The 19,308-nt window shown below is 53.5% G+C and carries 18 protein-coding genes; 6 read left to right on the forward strand and 12 right to left on the reverse strand.

The features are described 5' to 3' along the window. Positions 1–6: 6 nt before the first annotated feature. The 4 genes from QEH53_RS06660 to QEH53_RS06675 all read right to left on the reverse strand — a co-directional run bounded on the left by QEH53_RS06660 (position 7) and on the right by QEH53_RS06675 (position 4,972). The gene (locus QEH53_RS06660) at positions 7–1,272 is read right to left on the reverse strand and encodes a hypothetical protein (RefSeq protein WP_309022372.1); all 1,266 of its coding nucleotides are present in this window, start codon (positions 1,270–1,272) and stop codon (positions 7–9) included. A gap of 70 nt (positions 1,273–1,342) precedes the next feature. Next, on the reverse strand, positions 1,343–2,119 hold the full coding sequence (locus tag QEH53_RS06665; protein WP_309022373.1) for an outer membrane lipoprotein-sorting protein: 777 nt from the start codon (positions 2,117–2,119) through the stop codon (positions 1,343–1,345). Positions 2,120–2,157: 38 nt separating this feature from the next. After that, entirely contained in the window at positions 2,158–4,764 is a 2,607-nt protein-coding gene (locus tag QEH53_RS06670; protein ID WP_309022374.1) for an MMPL family transporter, read from the reverse strand. 4 nt (positions 4,765–4,768) lie between these two features. Continuing rightward, positions 4,769–4,972, reverse strand: a complete 204-nt coding sequence (locus QEH53_RS06675; RefSeq protein WP_309022375.1) for a DUF2892 domain-containing protein — start codon at positions 4,970–4,972, stop codon at positions 4,769–4,771. Between the two features lie 110 nt (positions 4,973–5,082). Here QEH53_RS06675 and QEH53_RS06680 point away from each other — a divergent pair, with 110 nt between their 5' ends. Next, complete coding sequence (locus QEH53_RS06680; protein WP_309022376.1) at positions 5,083–5,376, forward strand: metalloregulator ArsR/SmtB family transcription factor; 294 nt, start codon at positions 5,083–5,085, stop codon at positions 5,374–5,376. 143 nt (positions 5,377–5,519) lie between these two features. Here the strand turns inward: QEH53_RS06680 and QEH53_RS06685 are convergent, their stop codons facing one another. The 3 genes from QEH53_RS06685 to QEH53_RS06695 all read right to left on the reverse strand — a co-directional run bounded on the left by QEH53_RS06685 (position 5,520) and on the right by QEH53_RS06695 (position 8,096). After that, positions 5,520–5,927, reverse strand: a complete 408-nt coding sequence (locus QEH53_RS06685) for an RNA-binding protein (RefSeq protein WP_309022377.1) — start codon at positions 5,925–5,927, stop codon at positions 5,520–5,522. Between the two features lie 255 nt (positions 5,928–6,182). Continuing rightward, positions 6,183–7,157, reverse strand: a complete 975-nt coding sequence (locus QEH53_RS06690; protein ID WP_309022547.1) for an RluA family pseudouridine synthase — start codon at positions 7,155–7,157, stop codon at positions 6,183–6,185. Positions 7,158–7,202: 45 nt separating this feature from the next. Next, positions 7,203–8,096: a LysR family transcriptional regulator gene (locus QEH53_RS06695; protein ID WP_309022378.1), complete on the reverse strand. Its 894-nt coding sequence runs from the start codon at positions 8,094–8,096 to the stop codon at positions 7,203–7,205. Positions 8,097–8,239: 143 nt separating this feature from the next. Between QEH53_RS06695 and ahpC the strand changes: the two genes are divergently transcribed. After that, positions 8,240–8,803 carry an alkyl hydroperoxide reductase subunit C gene (gene ahpC, locus QEH53_RS06700; RefSeq protein ID WP_309022379.1) on the forward strand — a complete coding sequence of 188 codons (564 nt, stop codon included), beginning with the start codon at positions 8,240–8,242 and terminating at the stop codon, positions 8,801–8,803. A gap of 127 nt (positions 8,804–8,930) precedes the next feature. Next, complete coding sequence (ahpF, locus tag QEH53_RS06705; RefSeq protein ID WP_309022380.1) at positions 8,931–10,505, forward strand: alkyl hydroperoxide reductase subunit F; 1,575 nt, start codon at positions 8,931–8,933, stop codon at positions 10,503–10,505. Between the two features lie 122 nt (positions 10,506–10,627). On the opposite strand, the gene QEH53_RS06710 is transcribed toward ahpF, so the two are convergent. Together QEH53_RS06710 and QEH53_RS24150 are read right to left on the reverse strand one after the other, a co-directional pair. Beyond that, positions 10,628–11,032, reverse strand: coding sequence for a helix-hairpin-helix domain-containing protein (locus QEH53_RS06710; protein WP_309022381.1), 405 nt, complete (start codon positions 11,030–11,032; stop codon positions 10,628–10,630). Between the two features lie 790 nt (positions 11,033–11,822). Continuing rightward, entirely contained in the window at positions 11,823–12,017 is a 195-nt protein-coding gene (locus QEH53_RS24150; RefSeq protein WP_345785704.1) for a CPXCG motif-containing cysteine-rich protein, read from the reverse strand. A 231-nt stretch (positions 12,018–12,248) separates the two neighbouring features. Between QEH53_RS24150 and QEH53_RS06715 the strand changes: the two genes are divergently transcribed. Both QEH53_RS06715 and QEH53_RS06720 read left to right on the forward strand, forming a co-directional pair. Further along, a complete protein-coding gene (locus QEH53_RS06715) occupies positions 12,249–13,655 on the forward strand; it encodes a glycoside hydrolase family 28 protein (RefSeq protein ID WP_309022382.1) in 1,407 nt (468 codons plus the stop codon). Positions 13,656–13,872: 217 nt separating this feature from the next. Beyond that, positions 13,873–15,522, forward strand: coding sequence for a glycoside hydrolase family 28 protein (locus QEH53_RS06720; protein WP_309022383.1), 1,650 nt, complete (start codon positions 13,873–13,875; stop codon positions 15,520–15,522). A 47-nt stretch (positions 15,523–15,569) separates the two neighbouring features. Here QEH53_RS06720 and QEH53_RS06725 read toward each other — a convergent pair whose 3' ends face one another. The 3 genes from QEH53_RS06725 to QEH53_RS06735 form a co-directional block, all read right to left on the reverse strand. Then, positions 15,570–16,919, reverse strand: coding sequence for a Gfo/Idh/MocA family oxidoreductase (locus tag QEH53_RS06725; RefSeq protein WP_309022384.1), 1,350 nt, complete (start codon positions 16,917–16,919; stop codon positions 15,570–15,572). Positions 16,920–16,950: 31 nt separating this feature from the next. Further along, a complete protein-coding gene (locus QEH53_RS06730) occupies positions 16,951–17,460 on the reverse strand; it encodes an energy transducer TonB (protein ID WP_309022385.1) in 510 nt (169 codons plus the stop codon). A 171-nt stretch (positions 17,461–17,631) separates the two neighbouring features. After that, on the reverse strand, positions 17,632–18,630 hold the full coding sequence (locus QEH53_RS06735; RefSeq protein ID WP_309022386.1) for an aspartate-semialdehyde dehydrogenase: 999 nt from the start codon (positions 18,628–18,630) through the stop codon (positions 17,632–17,634). Positions 18,631–18,637: 7 nt separating this feature from the next. On the opposite strand from QEH53_RS06735, the gene QEH53_RS06740 reads away from it, so the two are divergent. Then, positions 18,638–19,174 carry a L,D-transpeptidase gene (locus QEH53_RS06740; protein WP_309022387.1) on the forward strand — a complete coding sequence of 179 codons (537 nt, stop codon included), beginning with the start codon at positions 18,638–18,640 and terminating at the stop codon, positions 19,172–19,174. The last annotated feature ends 134 nt before the right edge of the window (positions 19,175–19,308 follow it).

Consider the following 19,308-nt stretch of genomic DNA (forward strand, 5'->3'; position numbering starts at 1 on the left):
CTCAGCTCAGAAGATTCGCCTAAGCGAGAGGTGGGCACTGGAGCTATTTTGGAATTGTCCGAAGAAGGTCGGCTCATCGCCTCCAAATAGATTTGCCCCCACGTCCCATTGCCATGCGTCGCTCGCTTTCCAGCTAGCGCTCAAACGGAAGTAGTTATCTTTCTGAGACGGGCTGTGGAACGCAAAACCGTTCAACGTAAGCGTTTGCTGCCATAACTGCTTTCTAAGGCGGAGGGTAAACAATTCGCGGTCACGATCTCCCAGTCCCCCGGCAGCTCCAACATCACGCGTGCGCTCAACATAGTACTGCACGCTAGCTGTCAGCTCCTTGCCGATCTCTTGCTCGTATCCTAGTAATAGCCTCAACTCGCTATTTCGCGTCATTACTTCCGTTCCCGTCGGGTCTGATTTGCTGTCGTAGCTGCCAAACTCCGCGCTCACGATCCCTCTTCCTAAAGGTCCGCGAGCCGATCCTCCAAACACATTCAAAGAAGGAAAGGTCGACAACCCAAGCGACTGATCGAATCCAGCTGGGCTTTTCCAGTACCCAAGGTATCCATACGCTGCCAACTCGTACCGCCCCTGCAAGCGGCTAGCTCGCAGGTGCAGCTCATTCGCTTCAAAGGCATCGCCCGGAGACGCCACTTCGATCGGCTGGGCTTTCGCTGTAATCCGGCCCGACATAGAATCCCAAAAGGTTAAGCGGTCTCCATCGATGAATCGATCCGACTCGAATCGCGGGGAATAAATCACTTCCAAGTCAGCGATGTCGTTGAAGTACGCTAGCCGAACTGAGTCTTGGGGTGCCTTCAAATACTCCAAGTCACGACCGAGGAGAAACGAGTTCCAATCTTTGGCGAAGAGATCGTTGATGAAAACCAAGTCCCCGACTCCCCAAGTCGCAACCTGTCTTCCCAGTTTCACATCCACGTCGCGAAGCGGCGAAAACGAAAGACTCAGGGCCCTCATATCTACTGGCCCTCTGCCGCTTTCCCAGTCGAAACTATGCTCGCTGGTCGTACCGTCCGCCAGGAAATCGACACTCGCCTCAATCAAGGCGGCTCCCACTTCCCTTTCGGTCTTCAGCTGCACTCTAGCCTCGCCAAGGCTCTCATCGCCGTATCCGGGAGCGTAGCTTAGCCGAATACCCCCTCTAAGCTCCGCAAATCCAGAGACCTCGTCCCAAAAGCTGTCTGTCGTTACCTGCACCTGCGGAGTGGACAGCGGCGACCCTCCCAAACCTCCCGGCAAGGCTGGTGGCTCGGCGGCCACAACAGCAGCTAAAGTGCACAAGGACGAGGTGACTAGAAATCTTTTGAACCGCTTCATCTCCCTAGTCTTCCTACTTCAACTGGCGACGCGGTGGATTCCTCAAGCTTCGCTCGTCGAAGAGTCCATCCTCCAGACCGATGCCGTATTCGATCTCCCTGTTCGTGACTGTGGTGTACCCACCAATCCTGTTATCTGTCATACGTCCCTTGACGACGGTGTAGTATCCGTCGATCTGCTGCACGTCGAGAGCTTCGTAGGTACGGTAAACTTCACCTTGCTCGTCACCGTACTCTATCTTCACCGCCAAGAAGGTACCCTTGTGGATCCAAGATCTATATGAGGCGAACTCGGCCAATTTAGAATCTCTCGGAGTCGACTTCAAAACGTAGTAATCTACAGTTTCTTCGACTAACTCATGGGTATCCATGCTTTCATGACGTCCCGAAACATCTTCGTAGAAATAGTGGGCTCCCACAAAACTCGTACGCTCGTCAGAAGCCGCGATTCGCTTCACCAGATCGAGTGCAGGCAAGTATAGCCAACGCTCGTCATCTCCGTCGGCTCGCTTCCAAACGAGAAACGTGGTACCTTTCACGTCCGATGGACGCTCGAAGTAGACGAAGAATTTTTGATCCCCAGATTCATCGTCATTGTTTCGACGTAAGATCGTGAGCTCGCGTTGACGTTCCCGCCCTTGAGCATCCGTGATGGTCATGCTCAGCTTCGCCTTGCCATCTTTTCCTTGGTAGTAGGCAGCCTTACTGGCGTTGCTCACGATCTCATCTACATCGATCGCCGAAGCGGATACTACTAGAAAAGCTAGGGTCACGATTGCTAAAGATTTCATTCTGTTGTTCATAATAATTCCTTCCTAAATTGACTTACCTATTCCTTCCCGAGAGCTGGGATCAGCCGTATCAAGGCGGGAAGCAGTAACAACGTTGTCAGTCCTGCAAGTACGAGTATCGAAGAGATCAATACACCGACCGTTTGGTAGGGAACCAAAGGAGCTAACAGCAAGGGCGAGAAGCCCAGGCCAATAACAATTATATTTCTGGCGATCGCACGTGCTGGTTCAGCAAAAGCTTCGTCCATTGCATCCTTCCAGTTACCTGCCTTGGCATAAGCTTCCCTGGAGCGAGCGATAAAATGGATCGCGTAATCGACCGCCAGACCAAGGCTTAGGGAGGATAGGACCGCGACTGGCATATCATACGCTTTTCCGACCCAGCCGAGCATGCCATAGATAACTGTGATGGTAACCGCCAATGGAATCATGGAAAGCAAGCCCCACCAGAAAGAGCGGAACAACAGTATCATCAGAACCAATACAGTTACAAAGCTTCCGAGGAACGCCTTCATCATTCCGGCTACCATTTGTTCCTGCCAGATTACGTTGATATAAGTTAAGCCAAACCATTCTGCCCTCGCACTGGCACTGAGTTCCGAATCTGCTAGGTATGTATTTACATTCTGGAGCAAGTTGCTCATATCGACATTGTCTCCACTCTTCAACTGTATCCACAAAACCGTCTTGCGGTAATCCGGTGTGACGAAATGCCAAAGATCTCGGGGACGATGGCTGCTTTCGTAAGTCATCAAACTCTGCGCCACCGCATTCGAGGAATCCGGAATTCGGTAGCGTAGCTCGTCTCCTTCGAAAAGCTCGCGATGAAGTGTCTTAACGATCTCCGGCAAGCCTAAGACCTTCCCTACGTGCTCGTTCTGCAAAATGAACGCTTCCAAGGCTTCGATTTCGACCAAGGCTTCCGGTGTTTTGAAAAACGCACCGGCCGCCCAGTGGCTTTCAAGAGCGAGGTTTACCTTTTCCCATGCGTCCCACTCATTGTCGCTCTCAACTTTTTCCTGAGCATCTAGGACCCAATCCTGCAGTGTGAGGAAACGATTCTCATCGAAAGTACCGTAGTCGATCTCGTCGAGACGCTGTGACAGCGCCGTACGCGAGGGTTCCGGCAGGTCCTTCGCTGCGTCCAGAACGGGAAGTGTAAAACTCTCCCGTTCCAAGCCTGGGGCCTCAAAGGCTAGATAGGCCATGTAGGTCCCCGCCAGACGCTCGTTCATCTCCGTATCCGCTACCCGGATCTCGTGGTCCTCTTCAAACCACTTAACCGGGTTATCGTTTATAACGATGCGCGTCACACCGACTATAGAGAAGGCCAGCAGGCCGACCGCCATTAACACCACCAATTTTGCCCGTCCGAAGGAGAATCTTCCCCCTACCCTCAAAAGGATAGCCATCCAGCTTTTTTCTTGTCCCGACTTGGCATCGGCCGATCCGAATCCGTCGAGCGAGGACTCTGGCAGCAGCATGATGTAGGCGGGAATCAGCAAAACGGTGAACAACCAGGCAAAAAGCGTACCGATCGCTACGAATATACCAAACACCTGAACTGGAGGAATCGGAGTCAAAGCTAGCGAGGCGAAACCGACGCTCGTGGTGATCGACGTAAAGAGCATCGGACTCCACAACTCGCTGAGAACTCCGCGAATTGCAGTTTTTCTGTCACGAGTAATTGGATACTTATCAAAGAAGTCCGACAAGATGTGCACCGCATCCAAAACCGCGATCGGCATGATGAAGATAGGGATCATCGAACTCATGATGTGAATCGTATTGCCGGTCACGACCAACAGTCCCATTGCAACCACCACCGCCAAGATAGCTACGATCATGGGAGACACGACCAGTTTCAGGTTTCCGAAAAACAGCCACATAAGGACAAAGATCAGCGCCATTGCCGCCGGTGCCGAGATCGCCATCTGGACGAACATCTCCTTGCCGAACTGGTCCTGAGCCACCGGTAGACCCGCAATGTAATAGCGATCCTCGCCTCCGAAGCCGGCAATTACAGCCCGCAATTCGTTGGCTACCTTGAAACTGGCACTCTTCTCGGTCAGCGGAAAATAAAGGGCCAAAGCCTTTTCGTCATCCGAGACCATCGAACTCGCGAACATCGGAAGATTCGACGCCGTACGAGCAATGGCCAAGGCGGCTTCCTCCGTCTCGGGAGGCTCGGGCATCATCCAGCGAAAGCTGACCACTCCTAACCCTGCCTGCTCGATGGCGTCGACAGTCGATGGAGCGATGATGTCAGCTCTAACCACGCCCGACACACCGTCACCATTTTCCCAATACATCTGCTCCGCCGCTTCTACTAAGTCGAATACGTCATGCAGCGTTCTCGGATTGAAAACTCCATTCGCCTCCTGGTCCGCAGTAACCCCCACCACTAACATGTCTTTGAGACCGAACTCTAACTTCAAGCGATTGTGGGTCACACGAGCGGGTTCATCTGCCGGCAACATATTCTCCGGATCTGTATCGACTTTGGCAGCATGAAGACCCAACGCCTTCTCCGGATACACCGTCGGCCAAATAACGAGCCCTAGCAGCAACCCCGCGACTAACACGGAAACGGTGAAAACCGTTTTAGAACGCTCCAAGGCGAGATTGAGAAAAAGAGACTTCATCAGATCACTTGAAAGCGCAGCCGCTTTTAACCCCCACCTTCTTTAGAAGCATTGCTAAAGGGCAAAATCGCGTGAAGGCAGCTTGAAACATGTTCAGTCCCACAAAGGCCGGCAGGATAAACCATAAGGGGTCCAGCCAAACTCCCAACGCAACCCCCGCAAGGATCAGCGTACCTGCAAATGCGATAACAATCCGGTCGATATTCATGAGACCTTACTAATTTAGATTTTTCTAATATTACAAGCTTTATTTTAGCGTTCTCTAATATTTACTTGCAACCGTCGGACGGCAACCTAAGTCAAGTGTCTCAAGAAATCATGCCATCAGATAAAGAAATAGCCTCGCTTATGCGGGCAGTAGGCACGCTAAAGGCGATGGCCAATCCCAAGCGTCTGGCAATTCTCTGCCGCTTGGGTGAAGGTGAAGTCAGCGTGAACGACCTCAGCGTCGAAGTTGATTTAAGCCAGTCAGCGCTCTCCCAGCACCTGGCGAAACTGCGCGATCTCGCACTCGTATCCACTCGCCGCGAGCAGCAAACAATCTACTACCATCTCGACTCCCCCGAGATCGCCACTCTAATCGCTACTCTCCGCAAGCTGTATTGCGAGTAGCCGCCCGCATCGCGGAACCTCAGCCGGCAAACCTTGGAACCATCGCCCGCTGACATAGTATCGAGTTCCGAACTAAGCACAAAAAAGACTCCGCCCTACTAGGTACGGAGTCTTCGAAAGTCTTTTTAGCGTAAGCTCAGAGCTTAGCGACCACGGCTGTATCCGCCGCCACCGCCACGACGATCGCCACCGCGACCTCCGCCACCGTATCCGCCGCCACCGTTGCCACCACGGCCACCGCCGCCGTAACCGCCGCCGCCACCATGGCCACGACCGCCGCCGCCGAAACCGCCGCCACCGCTACGAGGAGCGCGTGGAGTTGCTTCGCGAACAGAAAGCTCACGGCCCGCGATATCGCGGCCATTGAGACCTTCGATCGCTGCGTTCGCTTCTTCAGCGTTGTCCATTGTCACGAACGCGAAACCGCGCGAACGTCCAGTCTCACGATCAGTGATGATCTTGAGCTGTGAGACTGCACCGAATTCTTCGAATGCGTCTTGTAAATCGCCTTCAGAGGCGTCGAAGGAGATGTTTCCAACGTATATTTCCATAACTTATATTTTGAGCATCACTGTATTCGAAAAAAAAGGGTAATTCGAACAGCGACGCCAAACCGGAAAAACACCTCGGAATCCCTTAAACCAAACGGGATCCCATAAACAAAGACTGTGACAACGACGATTAACTGACTAACAGCGAGCTAATTCGCACGTCGCCTCATTCTTTTCACAAAATACCCTTACTGCTCTGCGGGATGACCGTTAGATCGAGCGCCTTTCAGGCAACATCGAACCTGCTGCCCGAGGCTAAGCACGTTTCAATGCTCGCAGAAGTTTCTGGAAATCCTTGGACGGAGCCTCAGTCCAAGATACTGGCTCGCCGCTTCCTGGATGGATGAACCCCAATCGCTCCGCGTGCAACATGGTACGGCCCGCAGGAATCAATTCGCCCGCAAATCCGCGCACATAAACCTTTTCGCCAATGATCGGATGTCCAATCTCACTGAGATGGATACGGATCTGATGCGTACGGCCCGTCTCAATACGGCAAGCAACTAAACTCGAGCCTTCGAGCTTTTCCAAAACTTCGACATGCGTCACGGCATGGCGGCCTAGTTCCTCACCCATCTTGTTGACCGAACCTTCCGGCACCGAACCTCGCAAGCCGTCCCCAGCGTCGCGAGCAATACGGGTCACGATGCTCTGGGCTTTCGGCCGTCCGTGCACCAAAGCCAAATAACGGCGCTCGATGGAGTGCGCTCGAAATTGCTCCGAAAGCGCCTTCAAGGCGGCGTAGGTCCGAGCAAATACCACCAGTCCGCTCGTATCCTTGTCGATGCGATGCACCACTCCGAGGCTCGCCCTGTTGCTAACCGCCTTGGGGTCTTTGGCTCGTAAATACTCGAGGGCGAGACGATCGAGAGTTTCCTCCTCATCGCTTTCCGGATGCGGCACTGTCATAACGCCTGAGGGCTTGTTTACTACAATTACCTCTGCGTCGAAATGCACAACCAACTGCGGGTCCAGCCGCGGTTCCGGACGGGTCTTGGGCTGACTCATGCGAAGCTCGATCCGCGTACCTGCCGTGACCGAAAAAGCCTGGTCAGAAACGCAGTTCCCATCGATGAAAACCTTGCCCGTATCGATCCAAGTCCGAGCCTTGCCCCAAGGAAGTTGGAAATGCTGCTTCACGGTTTTGTCCAAGCGGGCTCCATCAAGCTCAGTTGGGATGAATCGCTCGGGCTGGCCACCCGTGTTGGAATTGTCAGATTGCTTTTCGATGGCGGAAACGTGGTGGCGAAAACTTTAGCTGTCGAGTCCAGCGTTTCAACGTTCCTTCACGAAATCGTTGATACAGGCTTCCAGCAGCGTCATCAGCTTTCGCACCGCATCGCTCAAATAGCGGTCGGGATGATGGACCATGGAAATATCGCGACCGATCTTGGCGTCAGAGATTTCCCGGTAGCAAAGCCCTTCGCTCAAGGAGCCGAGTACCGCCATCTTCGGCAGCAAGGAGACCCCCTGCCCACTGTTCACAAGCTTCAAGATCGTGTCGATCTGGGCACTCTCGAACATCGCTTTGGGCCGCTCGTCGGCGGATTGGATGAACTCGTTGATCTGCCGCCCCGCGCAATGGATTTGGCTCAAGGGCAGGAACGGCTCCTTCTGGACGTCCGCTGAAAGAACCTTACGCTTGCTTGCGAGCGAGTGCCCTTTCGGCAACACCAGCACGAAGGGCTCCCGCGCTATCACCTTCAACAACAAGCGAGGCTCCTCCACCGGGGTCGACATCAATGCAAAGTCCAAGCTTCCATCGAGGATGCTGCCAAGCAGTCCCTCGGTGAAGTTTTCCTGCATCGTGAACGGCGGAATGTCCGACTGGTTTGCATGGCTCACCACATAAGGGATCAAGTAGGGGGCGATGGTGAGGGTCGCCCCGAAATGAGCTTCCCCGCCAGACGTCAACGCATCCTTCACCTCGTCGAGCGTGCTCTGATGCAATCGCAGTAGCGACTCCGCCTTGCCCTCGAGTTGCTTGCCCACATTGGTCAGCACGATGGTACGGCCCTGACGATGGAAAAGCGGCCCTCCGAGCTCGTTTTCAAGCTTCTTGATTTGAATGCTCAGAGCCGGTTGCGAAACCCGACACTCCTCAGCTGCTCGCGTGAAATTCCGGTGCTTGGCCACCGAACTGAAATACCTCAACTGCTGTAATTCCATAAAGAACGGTTATCGAAACCATATGTATTATATATTTCAACTATCTTCACAAGGATGCTACTATCACCCTTATCAGAAACAGAACGCTCTCCAAAAACGGGAGTGACAAACACCTGCAGAGGCTTCACCTCTCCTCCAAATTTATGGCAAAGATCAACAGCACTATTCCTGAATTCAAAGCACAAGCTTTCCACAATGGAGAGTTCGTAACCGTCTCTTCCGAAGACGTGAAGGGCAAGTGGGCAGTATTCTGCTTCTACCCTGCCGACTTCACATTCGTCTGCCCAACCGAACTCGGCGACCTCGCCGACCATTACGAGGAGCTCCAGTCCGCTGGCGTTGAAGTGTATTCGGTTTCCACAGACACTCATTTCGTACACAAGGCTTGGCACGACGCGTCCGAGACGATCAACAAGATTAAGTTCCCCATGATCGGCGACCCAACGGGAGCCATTACTCGCGGATTCGACGTGATGATCGAAGAAGAAGGCCTCGCCCTTCGCGGTACCTTCGTCGTAAATCCAGAAGGACAGATCAAGGTTGCTGAAGTACATGACCTCGGCATCGGCCGTTCCGCCAAGGATCTCGTCCGCAAGGTCAAGGCAGCTCAATACGTAGCTGCCAACGACGGCCAAGTTTGCCCAGCGAAGTGGGAGCCAGGCGAAGAAACGCTCACTCCGAGCCTCGACCTCGTCGGCAAAATCTGAGCCGTATCCAGATTTCCAAAACAGTCCTCTTCGCCTCCATGCGAGGGGGATTTTTTTAACCTGACTGCCCGACACACTAAACACGTAGCCGCCGACAGCCCATAAACCCAAGTCCTCTTTTAAACGCATGAAGCTCACTCCGCAAATCATCGACACTCTCAAAGCCTACTCCGAGAAGCTAACACGCTCCGTGCAAATCAAGCTCTTCGACGGCAAGCATTCCAAGCGCCCTGAGCTCGTCGATATGCTCCGGCAGGTCGACTCCGTTTCCGACAAGATCGACTTCATCTACAGTGAGACCGGCTTCAACGTGCGGGAAGGACTTACCTTCGAGATACAAGCCGACCACAAGCCTACAGGCATCCGCTTCTCCGGCATTCCTGGCGGGCACGAGTTCAACTCCTTCGTCCTCGCCTTCCTGCAGTCCGGCGGCATTCCCGTGAAGTTGGATGAGAGTATCATCCGCCAGGTCGCAGCAATCGACACGGAACTCAGCTTCGAGGTCATTGTTTCCCTCGACTGCCACAATTGTCCGGACGTCGTGCAGACTCTGAACCAATTTGCCATCATCAACCCTCTCATCTCCTGCGAGATGATCGACGGAGGCACCCACAAGAAGTTCGCCGAAGAACGTAACGTGCAAGGCGTCCCCACAGTCTTTCTTAATCGAAAACCCTTCTCGAGCGGCCAAATCAACGCTGCCGAAATCATTGAGAAACTGAACAAGGTCGTCAGCGTCGCGCCAGTCGAAGCGATCGCCGACAATACGCTCTACGACGTCACTGTCGTGGGGGGAGGTCCTGCAGCAGCTGCCGCTGCCATTTACACCGCTCGTAAAGGCCTGAAGGTGCTGATGCTTGCACAAAAGATTGGAGGCCAAGTCGCCGACACCATGGGAATCGAAAACCTCATCGGCATCACTAAAACCACTGGCCCAGAGCTCACCAAGAACCTCCGAGCACACGTTGAAACCTACCCGGTTAAAATTCGCGAGGAAGTCCGTGTCGATGGAATTTCCAAGAAAGACACCGGAGACTGGCAACTGAGCCTCACCAGCAAGGATACGATCTCATCACGAGCCGTCATCCTCGCCACTGGAGCCAAGTGGCGCGAACTAGGCGTGCCGGGCGAAAAGGAAAACGTCGGAAAAGGCGTCGCCTATTGCCCGCACTGCGATGGCCCGTTCTTCAAAGACAAGGACGTCGTAGTCGTAGGTGGCGGGAACTCCGGTGTGGAAGCGGCCCTCGATTTAGCCGGCATCGTCAAGAGTGTCACCGTTGTTGAATTTCTGGACACGCTCAAGGCGGACCAAGTATTGGTCGATCAACTACATGAAACACCAAACGCAACGGTGATCACCGGTACGGCCACCGAGAGTATAGAATCCGATGGCAAGAAAGTCACTTCGATGATTCTCAAGGAGCGCGCAACTGGCGAAACTCGTGAATACCCGACCGACGGCGTCTTCGTGCAAATTGGACTCGCTCCCAACAGCGCTTTCGCAAAGGACGTGGTCGCGACCAACAAGTACGGCGAGATCGAAATCAATACACGCTGTGAAACCGACCAAATAGGACTCTTCGCTGCGGGCGATGTAACCACCGTGCCATACAAGCAAATTGTAGTGTCGATAGGCGAAGGTGCCAAGGCCGGCCTCTCCGCCTTCGAATACCTGCTTAAAAGGGCGAAGACCGAGAAGTAGCGGAAAGCTGGTTATCCAGCACCCCGGGCGGTGATCGTTTATTCGGGTCAAACTATATGATAAGGCCGGCACAATCCTTTCAGATCTGCACCGGCCTAATCCGCAAAAGTCGTTACACCGCCTCAAGACTTAGACTTCTTCTTGCCCTTCTTACTCTTTTTACCCGACTTTTTCTTATCAGACTTCTTGGACTTTTTCGATTTCTTGGACTTCTTTTTATCTCCGTCTTTAGAAGTACCCTTCTTTTTCCTACCGTTCTTCGGTGATTTCGCTTTCTTAATCTTCTCTGGGCCCTTTTTGGCCGGCTTGGCCTTCTTCTCGGTTGCACCGACAGTCCCCTGAGCAGCTACAATCGCTTTAGCAGAGGCAATCATCGCGACCGCTTTGAGCGGTCCAACGCCGGGAACCTCGCACAGTACCTCCGGTTTCGTTCCGGCTACTGACTCGACCGTTGAAAAACCTTTCTCCTTAAGAGTCGCCTCCATGAAGGGACCTACACCTGAAACTTCAGTCAAATTAGTATTCATAATACTGTTACAATTGGGTTATAAAAAACAAGATAATGGTCTAGCGGCTAACCATCAGCGACTTCGTGAGTGAATTCGGACTCGTCGCTAAAGTCAATACAGCCGGATTCCTAAGGGTGTCAGAACGAGAAATTCACTTCGGATCAACCCAGACCTTACGACTCTGCAATCGAGACCTCGTTTTGAGCCCGGAGGTTAGGGTATCTCAGTTCAGGCCAAGAGGTAGCCAGAGTTTCTAACCCGACCTAGCGTTGACTGACACCTACGGAATCGAATTCGTAGCTAGTAAAGGTGACGTTTGCATCGTCATCGTTTGCATCGTCATCGATCTAGTCCGTCACACCGAGAAGAATGACGGTATGGCTGCGCGCTCAATCGATCCGACAAACGACAAATCTGGGCAAAGTAAAAGCCCGCCTGAGCTAAGCTCAGTGCGGGCCTCTTTGATAGCAGGAGTACCCCTACTCCTATGTTGCTATCGTGTATGTTTATACCCCAAAAATTGTAACGAAGCTTAGCCTCGTACCGGTTTCGCCTCTCGGTTGGCCGATGTGAGAAATATACGACATTTTCGCCATAAACGGAAATACTTCGTTCCACTAGCGTCCATAGGCAATGCCTATGACCTGAACAGTTGAGGGCAAGAGACTTAATGTGAGCTATTTATGGAATCTCCGACTACCTAAGGCCGCTAAAAAAAATCCTACCCTTCAAAAGATTCGATCATCCGAGACAAACGACACTGGTGAAGGATTCTAATAAGCTAACATACTCTAGACCTAAATGGCGATTATTCGTCCTCGCTCATAGCCCGCAGATCTTCAATTTCGCCATCTTCAGCGACCGAAATGCGAAACTGGATTGGCCGACAACATACCTGGCAATCCTCGACGAACTCTTGAATCGGAATCGTGCAGTCTACCACTAGTCCAATGGACTCTCCACAGTATGGACACGCAACGTTTCGATCTTGCTCCAAATTCATATGCTACCGGAAAACTTACCTCAATTTTCGCAGAACGCCAGCGGCATTTTTCTGCAGCACAGACTTCCTTGTCCCGACGAACTGGATCTTCGAATCAGCCGACCCCAGTCCGGATCGAATTCGTATACACCTTCAGCATTTTAAGGAGATCTGGACGAACAAATGGATTCACCGTACTGTAAGACACCTCCACTTCTTGATACCACGAAAAGCGAGTCCACTCTTCCATCAATGATCAAGGCTGAACCCCGATCGATAAAGCGCAGCTTATTCCCCACATTTGTACTCCTCTCAGCAATCGGCGTTTTCGCCAACTGCCAACGAAACGCGACCGCAGAGATCGAGCGCCCCTACATAGGGTGGGAAGACTTGCCCAGTATCCTCGAGCAGATTGAAGCTCCCTCTTTTCCTGACCGAGACTTCGAAATCACTGCATACGGAGCGGTAGCTGACAACGACTCCGATATAAAACCGGCGCTCGACCAAGCGATTGAAGAGGCTCATACCGCCGGCGGTGGACGTGTGTTGGTGCCGGCCGGTGATTGGTACATTGCCGGACCCATACACCTCAAGAGCAACGTCAACATCCACCTTTCGGAGGGAGCCACCATCAATTTCAGCACCGACCCCAAGGACTACGAGCCTCTCGTCTACACTCGGTTCGAAGGGACCGAACTAATGAACTACTCTCCGCTCATCTATGCATACGAGCAGGAGAATATAGCGGTCACCGGGAAAGGCACCTTTCACGGGCGGGCCACGGAAGACAATTGGTGGGGTGACTGGCGCCAACAAGGGACTCCAAACATTGAGATGGTGCGCCAGATGGCTGAAGACGGCATACCAGCTCAGAAGCGCGTCTTCGGCAACAATACCGGCCTTCGTCCCGTATTCGTCCAGCCTTACAAATGCAAAAACATACTCATAGAGGGGATTACCTTCCGCGACTCCCCCATGTGGTTCGTCAATCCCGTGCTAAGCGTAAACATCACGGTGCGAGACATAACCGTAGTCGGACTTGGTCCAAACAACGACGGTTGCAACCCTGAATCCAGCAAGAACGTGCTCATCGAGGGTTGCTACTTCGACACCGGCGACGACTGCATAGCCATCAAAGCCGGTCGCGACGCGGACGGACGTCGCATCGGCGTTCCATCTGAGAACATTATCATCCGCAACTGCAAGATGCTCGAAGGCCACGGAGGTGTAGTCGTCGGCAGTGAGATGTCTGGCGGCGTACGAAACGTGTTCGCCGAAGATTGTGCCATGGACAGCCCGCACCTCGAGCGCGCTCTTCGCATCAAGAGCAACACCTTCCGCGGTGGATTCGTAGAAAACATCCACTTTCGCAACGTCACCGTGAGCGAAGTTGCCGACGCTGTATTCCGCATCAACCTCTACTACTGGGGCCAAAGCGGAGAACACTATCCCTCCGTCCGCAACGTCAGTATGGAAAACGTCGTAGTCGAAAAAGCTCCGCGGGCATTCTACTTTCATGGGCGCGAGGAGCTCCCCATAAAGGATGTGCTCGTAAAGAATTGCCAGTTCAACAACATCTCGCAACCAAGCGTCATCACCGGAATCGAAAACCTCAAGTTCGAGAATGTCCGCATCAACGGACAACCCAAAGAACGATAGGTGCTTTCAATCTCATCTGCAGCCTTCACTTAAAGCAGATCGCAGGCCGTATCCAAACCTCGTATACACTATCGGCCTTTCGATAGAGCAGGAAGGGTTCAAAGAGGTTTCACAACTCCTTGCGATGGTGGGTTGACTCTCTCGTATCGAACTGAACGCTTAACCCTTCCTGGCTCGACCGCATCAACCCCACTTCCGAACCTAGCTACCCCAGCCTATGCAATCTACCAAGTTATTCGCTCTGACCCTGTCCATCTGCACCTGTTTCTTAAGCCAAATCGCCACTGCCGACAATATATTCAATGTCAGAGACTATGGAGCCAAAGGCGACGGCCAAACCATCGACAGCGACGCTATCAATGCAGCCATCGATGAGGCTGCGAAAAATGGAGGCGGCACGGTCCTACTCCCAGCTGGCGACTACCTTTCCTACACACTGCGGCTCAAAAGCCACATCACTTTAAAGATCGATGCAGGCGCAACTTTAATCGCGGCTGAACCCACAGATACTGCTGGTTACGACGCCCCCGAACCCAACCCTTGGAATCACTATCAGGATTTTGGTCACTCGCACTTTCGCAATAGCCTCATTTGGGGCAAAGGCCTAGAAGGTGTCTCCATTCTCGGCCCTGGCAAGATCTTCGGGCGCGGACTCAGTCGCGGCAACGGCCCCCACGCAGCACCCCTTGGCGCGCCTCCACCACCCGCCATCGACGGACTGCTACCTGACGTGCTCGCAGCGGATGGCGATTTCGAGATTCCGCATCGCCCCGATATCCACCCCGGCCCCTTTAACCATCCGAACCCACGCGACACGCTTGCGGACGGGATCGCCAACAAAGCAATCGCTTTACTGAGTTGCCGCAACGTCATCCTACGCGACCTGAGCATCCTACACGGCGGCCACTTCGCCATCATCACTACGGAGGTAGACAATCTCACCATCGACAACCTCCTCATCGACACCAACCGTGACGGTATCGACATCGACGCCTGCCAAAACGTCCGCATCTCGAACACTATCGTAAACTCACCATGGGACGACGCCATTTGCCTCAAATCTTCGCATGCCCTCGGCCATCCGAGAACCACCGAAAACGTCACCATTACTAATTGTGCCGTGAGCGGCTACGACGAAGGCACTCTCTACGACGGAACCCGCAAGCGTACGTGGCGAACTCGAGGTGGCCCCCACGGCCGTATCAAGCTCGGCACCGAAGCCGGTGGTGGCTTTCGCAACATCACGATTTCAAACACGACCTTTGACCACTGCCGAGGACTCGCCTTCGAGCAAGTGGACGGCGGCGTTCTTGAAGACATCACTGTATCCAATATCACAATGCGCGACGTGCAAAACGCGCCCATCTTCATACGTCTCGGCGCTCGTCTTCGCAATCCAGTCGCCGAAGGTCCCGGAATTGTATCCAGGATCCTGATCGACAACGTTACTGCTTGGAACGTTGCACCCGAGCACGGTATCATCATCGCCGGACTCGAAGGGCACCCCATAGAGGACGTCACTCTATCAAACCTTCAATTCCACTATGTCGGTGGAGGTACAACCGAACAAGCCCGACGCGTCGTCCCGGAGTACGAACGCGACTATCCGGATCCTTACAACTTCGGCACCATGCCTTCCTGGGCTCTCTTCGCGCGACACGTGAAAAACCTCCAGGTCCGCGGTGCCGAGTTTCGCGCCCTAGACCGAGAGCAAAGACCTGCTATCATCCTCGAAGACGTTGAAGGGGCACGCTTCAGCGATCTCGTCCTTTCAGGCGAATTCCGACTTGAAAGCTGGACGCTGAATCGCGTGTCCGGACTGCATGCACGCGGGTCGAGCGGATTGCCGGACGGTGAACATCCGTAACTAAAAGCAAGCAGCCCACCTGTGATACTTTTATATCAACAGAGGTATTACAGGGTATACTTCCAACCCTCTCGAGGTTCCTGCGACCGAATATATTGATCCGCCTCCGGCACGCCGATCGCTTTCATATTCTCGTTATCCCAATGGATCGTCTTTCCTGTTTTGAGAGCGAGATTTCCAATCAACACGCCTTCATTCAAAGGAGCTCCATATTCAAAATCCGCGTTCGCCCGCCGCCCTTCACGGATCGCTGCGAAGAACTCAGAGTAGTGGCTACCTTTGATCCGCGGCAAGGTCTTCGGTGGCAGGTCCGTTTTAAAATCCTGCCAACGAGCTTCCGGTAAAACGACCGGAGCAGACTTGGCACGCATATCGGGAAAATAGAGAGCGCCCTCCGTACCCACGAAATACATACCTGCACTCTCCTTGAGAGCATCACCCTCGGGCCAGTAAGGCAGATTCTCCGGCAAATGCGGCTGTCCGTCCTTTTCTCCGCTGTACCACTGCACCGCCACAGACTTACGGCCCGGCTTCGATTGATAGAGATAGTCCACCTTGCACCAACGAGGCGTGCCTACGTCGGACATTCTCGGATTGATACCGGATACCGTTGTCGGAGCGCCGAGGTCAAAACAGAATTCCAATACGTCCCACATGTGGGCGCCAATATCGCCCAACGGGCCATTTCCGAAATTCCACCACCCACGCCACGAGGAGGGTACGTAAATATTGTTGAACGGACGGTAACGAGCAGGCCCAAGCCAAAGGTCCCAATCGACACCGCCTGGGATAGGCTCCTCGGGTGCATCGGATTCATAGGTGTGATAGTCGCTTTCTCTTGGGCGATCTGTCCATAGGTGAATTTCGGATACTTCGCCTATAACACCAGCATCCAACCATTCCTTCAAAACGCGCAATCCGGCGAAGCTGTGACCATGCACTCCAAGTTGGGTGGTAACGCCGTATTTCTTGGCAGCCGCCCTCAAAGTACGAATCTGATCGATGGTATGAGCCATCGGCTTCTCAAGATAGACATGATATCCGCGCTGCATGGCTTCCATGGCAACCGGAAAGTGCGTATGGTCCGGCGTCGTTATTCCCACCGCGTCGATCCCTTTCCCCAGTGTATCAAACATCACGCGAAAGTCTTTGTATCGCGGAACGTCAGGAAACATTGAATACGTCTCCGCGGCTCTCCGTTCATCGACATCACAGTAACCCACCGTGTTTTCAGAGCGATTTCCTTGAGCCGCGTGCACGCCATGACCGCCCACTCCGACATAGGCGACGTTTAAGCGATCTTTCTTTCCCGGCTTTGCGGAAAGTGTGGTCACGTAGGGAAAGCTGAGCAAGCTACTCGCGTAGAGAGAGGTCTTAACGAATTGTCTTCTATCCATTGGGCTAGAGGATTGGGATAAAGGTAGGTACTTAGAAAAACCCAACCTCCCCACCTTGCCAACCCTGAAGATAGAGACAGGCCCTAGGGGCTGAAGTGATCGGGATACGTACCTTGCACGCCACCGGCTTACCATTCTTGACTGCCGTTTGCCAAAGAGACTGGAGAATATAAGCAACAGCTGGCTTCTCAAACGCCGAGTATGTCGAATTCAACGGTCGAGCATCGCGAACGGTACCTTCAGCCATAAGAGTGAATTCAACCACTACCTTACGATGTGTCCGACTTTCCTGCTTTCCGGAATAACATACAGCGGTCGTCCTACCTGAGAAATGACAATGTCGACGAGCTCGGTCCTGCCTGCTGCCGTAACGAGCTCTCAAATCATCCGAATACTCAACTACGATAGGCGTTAGCAGCTTTGGCTTTTCGCTGACATCAGACAGGGCATGCACCTCGCCAAGCTGCCCAGCCTCGATTTCGCCTTCCTCCAAGTATTGTAAAATCGTTACCGCCTTTACCGCTTCTGCAGCGGATCTCATACTCAAATCCCCATAGACTCTATGATTCCAGTCCAGACCTTGTTTCGCGAAGGCTTCCAAAATATCCTGACAGTCCCTTTCGACCAAACGAGCAAGCACCGTGTCCAAATAGGGTCCGCGACTCGTTCCCGAGCCGCCGCCAAACTATCAAAATCCTCTGTCCCGCCGCTGCTACTTGATCAGGTACTCCGCGATCTGGATAGCGTTCAGAGCAGCGCCCTTCCAGAGCTGGTCGCCAACCACCCAAAACGCAAGACCGTTGTCGAGAGCGCTATCCACGCGAATACGACCTACGCCACAGTTTACCTTTCCCGCATAATCAAGCGGCATCGGATAAAGCTTATTGGCTGGATCGTCGACCACGTCTACTCCCTCGAATGACGCTATCGCCTCGCGGGCCGCTTCCACGGAAACGGGACGTTCGAACTCCGCGTTGATGGAAATCGAATGCGAGCGCATCACCGGAACGCGCACGCAGGTGCAAGAGACCTTCAGATTCGGAAGATCCATGATCTTACGACCCTCGTTGAGCATCTTCATCTCTTCCTTCGTGTAACCATCGTCGAGGAAAGAGTCCACATGCGGAAGAGCGTTGAAAGCAATTTGATACGGATAAACGCTGTGTTCGATCGGCTCGCCTTTGGCCCAAGCCTTTAGCTGGTCTTCGAGCTCCTGCATCGCTTCCGCGCCAGTGCCGCTCACCGCCTGGTAAGTTGAGGCAATCATGCGCTTCAAACCGAAAGCCTTGTGCAAAGGATAGGCGCCCATCAGAGAAATAGTAGTCGAACAATTCGGATTGGCGATGATGCCTTTGTGGGACTTAGCCGACTCTCCGTTGATTTCCGGCACGACGAGGGGCACGTCTGGATCCATGCGGAAAGCCGAGCTGTTATCGATCGCCACGGCGCCCGCTTTAGCGGCTGCGGGGCAGAGAGCTTTGGACACCGTGCCGCTCGCGCTGAAGAGCACGAAATCGAGTCCTTCGAAACAGGTTTCCGTAGCTTCCTCGATGGTTATGGTTTGCCCAAGCGCTTCGACCTGCTTTCCTGCAGATCGAGCAGAAGCAAACAGCTTCAATTCCGACAGAGGGAAATTTCTGTCGCCTAGAAGCTTGATGAACTCTTGGCCAACCGCTCCAGTTGCGCCAACGATGCCTACTTTGTAACCCATTATATTTATGTCCTCGGACTTATTGCAGCCGACCACCCATAAGCTCCGCTCACTGGAGATCAAGCAAACAGCGCGACTCTTGATCGTATCGATTGAGAGACAGACCTTGGAACTCTACCATGACGGTCAACTGACCCGCACCTTCAGCATCTCTACCAGCAAGAATCCACCTTCCTGTGTGGAAAACTCATTCGGCACCCCCACCGGACTACATCGAATCTCTGAGAAAATCGGCCACGAGGCCCCTATCGGAGCCGTTTTGAAAGGCCGTGTCGACGTCGGTAAACGCTACTGGGAGCTCTCCGAGGGAGAGCAACAACCAAATCTTGTGACCACCCGCATCCTCTGGCTCGACGGGCTAGAGCCCGGCCACAACCAGGGCGGAAACCGCGACTCGCACGCACGCTACATCTATATTCATGGCACCAACCACGAGGAAAAGATCGGCACCCCAGCCAGCGGCGGCTGCGTCCAGCTTCGCAACCAGGAAATGATAGAGCTCTTCGACACAGTCGAAAACGGCGACCAAGTTTACATCGGCTAGCTCAACGCCGGTCGTCAGCAGCACCCTGTAATCGCTACTACACGGACGACGTGGAAGTCGTCCCTCCATGATCCCCATACCTGGAGGGACCAGTTCCACCCGGTTCGCCGTGCTGGAGAATCTCCGTCTTGCTC

Origin of the sequence: Pelagicoccus sp. SDUM812002 (genome assembly GCF_031127835.1) — a bacterium.
Classification (GTDB): domain Bacteria; phylum Verrucomicrobiota; class Verrucomicrobiia; order Opitutales; family Opitutaceae; genus Pelagicoccus.

Excerpts from the sequence above, each read along its gene's own strand:
- QEH53_RS06730 (WP_309022385.1), bottom strand. The coding sequence starts at position 17,460 with ATGAGATCCGCTGCAGAAGCGGTAAAGGCGGTAACGATTTTACAATAC.
- QEH53_RS06725 (WP_309022384.1), bottom strand. The coding sequence starts at position 16,919 with ATGGATAGAAGACAATTCGTTAAGACCTCTCTCTACGCGAGTAGCTTG.
- QEH53_RS06685 (WP_309022377.1), bottom strand. The coding sequence starts at position 5,927 with ATGGAAATATACGTTGGAAACATCTCCTTCGACGCCTCTGAAGGCGAT.
- QEH53_RS06710 (WP_309022381.1), bottom strand. The coding sequence starts at position 11,032 with ATGAATACTAATTTGACTGAAGTTTCAGGTGTAGGTCCCTTCATGGAG.
- QEH53_RS06680 (WP_309022376.1), top strand. The coding sequence starts at position 5,083 with ATGCCATCAGATAAAGAAATAGCCTCGCTTATGCGGGCAGTAGGCACG.
- QEH53_RS24150 (WP_345785704.1), bottom strand. The coding sequence starts at position 12,017 with ATGAATTTGGAGCAAGATCGAAACGTTGCGTGTCCATACTGTGGAGAG.
- ahpF (WP_309022380.1), top strand. The coding sequence starts at position 8,931 with ATGAAGCTCACTCCGCAAATCATCGACACTCTCAAAGCCTACTCCGAG.
- QEH53_RS06740 (WP_309022387.1), top strand. The coding sequence starts at position 18,638 with ATGTCCTCGGACTTATTGCAGCCGACCACCCATAAGCTCCGCTCACTG.
- QEH53_RS06665 (WP_309022373.1), bottom strand. The coding sequence starts at position 2,119 with ATGAAATCTTTAGCAATCGTGACCCTAGCTTTTCTAGTAGTATCCGCT.
- QEH53_RS06695 (WP_309022378.1), bottom strand. The coding sequence starts at position 8,096 with ATGGAATTACAGCAGTTGAGGTATTTCAGTTCGGTGGCCAAGCACCGG.
- QEH53_RS06675 (WP_309022375.1), bottom strand. The coding sequence starts at position 4,972 with ATGAATATCGACCGGATTGTTATCGCATTTGCAGGTACGCTGATCCTT.
- ahpC (WP_309022379.1), top strand. The coding sequence starts at position 8,240 with ATGGCAAAGATCAACAGCACTATTCCTGAATTCAAAGCACAAGCTTTC.
- QEH53_RS06720 (WP_309022383.1), top strand. The coding sequence starts at position 13,873 with ATGCAATCTACCAAGTTATTCGCTCTGACCCTGTCCATCTGCACCTGT.
- QEH53_RS06715 (WP_309022382.1), top strand. The coding sequence starts at position 12,249 with ATGATCAAGGCTGAACCCCGATCGATAAAGCGCAGCTTATTCCCCACA.
- QEH53_RS06735 (WP_309022386.1), bottom strand. The coding sequence starts at position 18,630 with ATGGGTTACAAAGTAGGCATCGTTGGCGCAACTGGAGCGGTTGGCCAA.
- QEH53_RS06670 (WP_309022374.1), bottom strand. The coding sequence starts at position 4,764 with ATGAAGTCTCTTTTTCTCAATCTCGCCTTGGAGCGTTCTAAAACGGTT.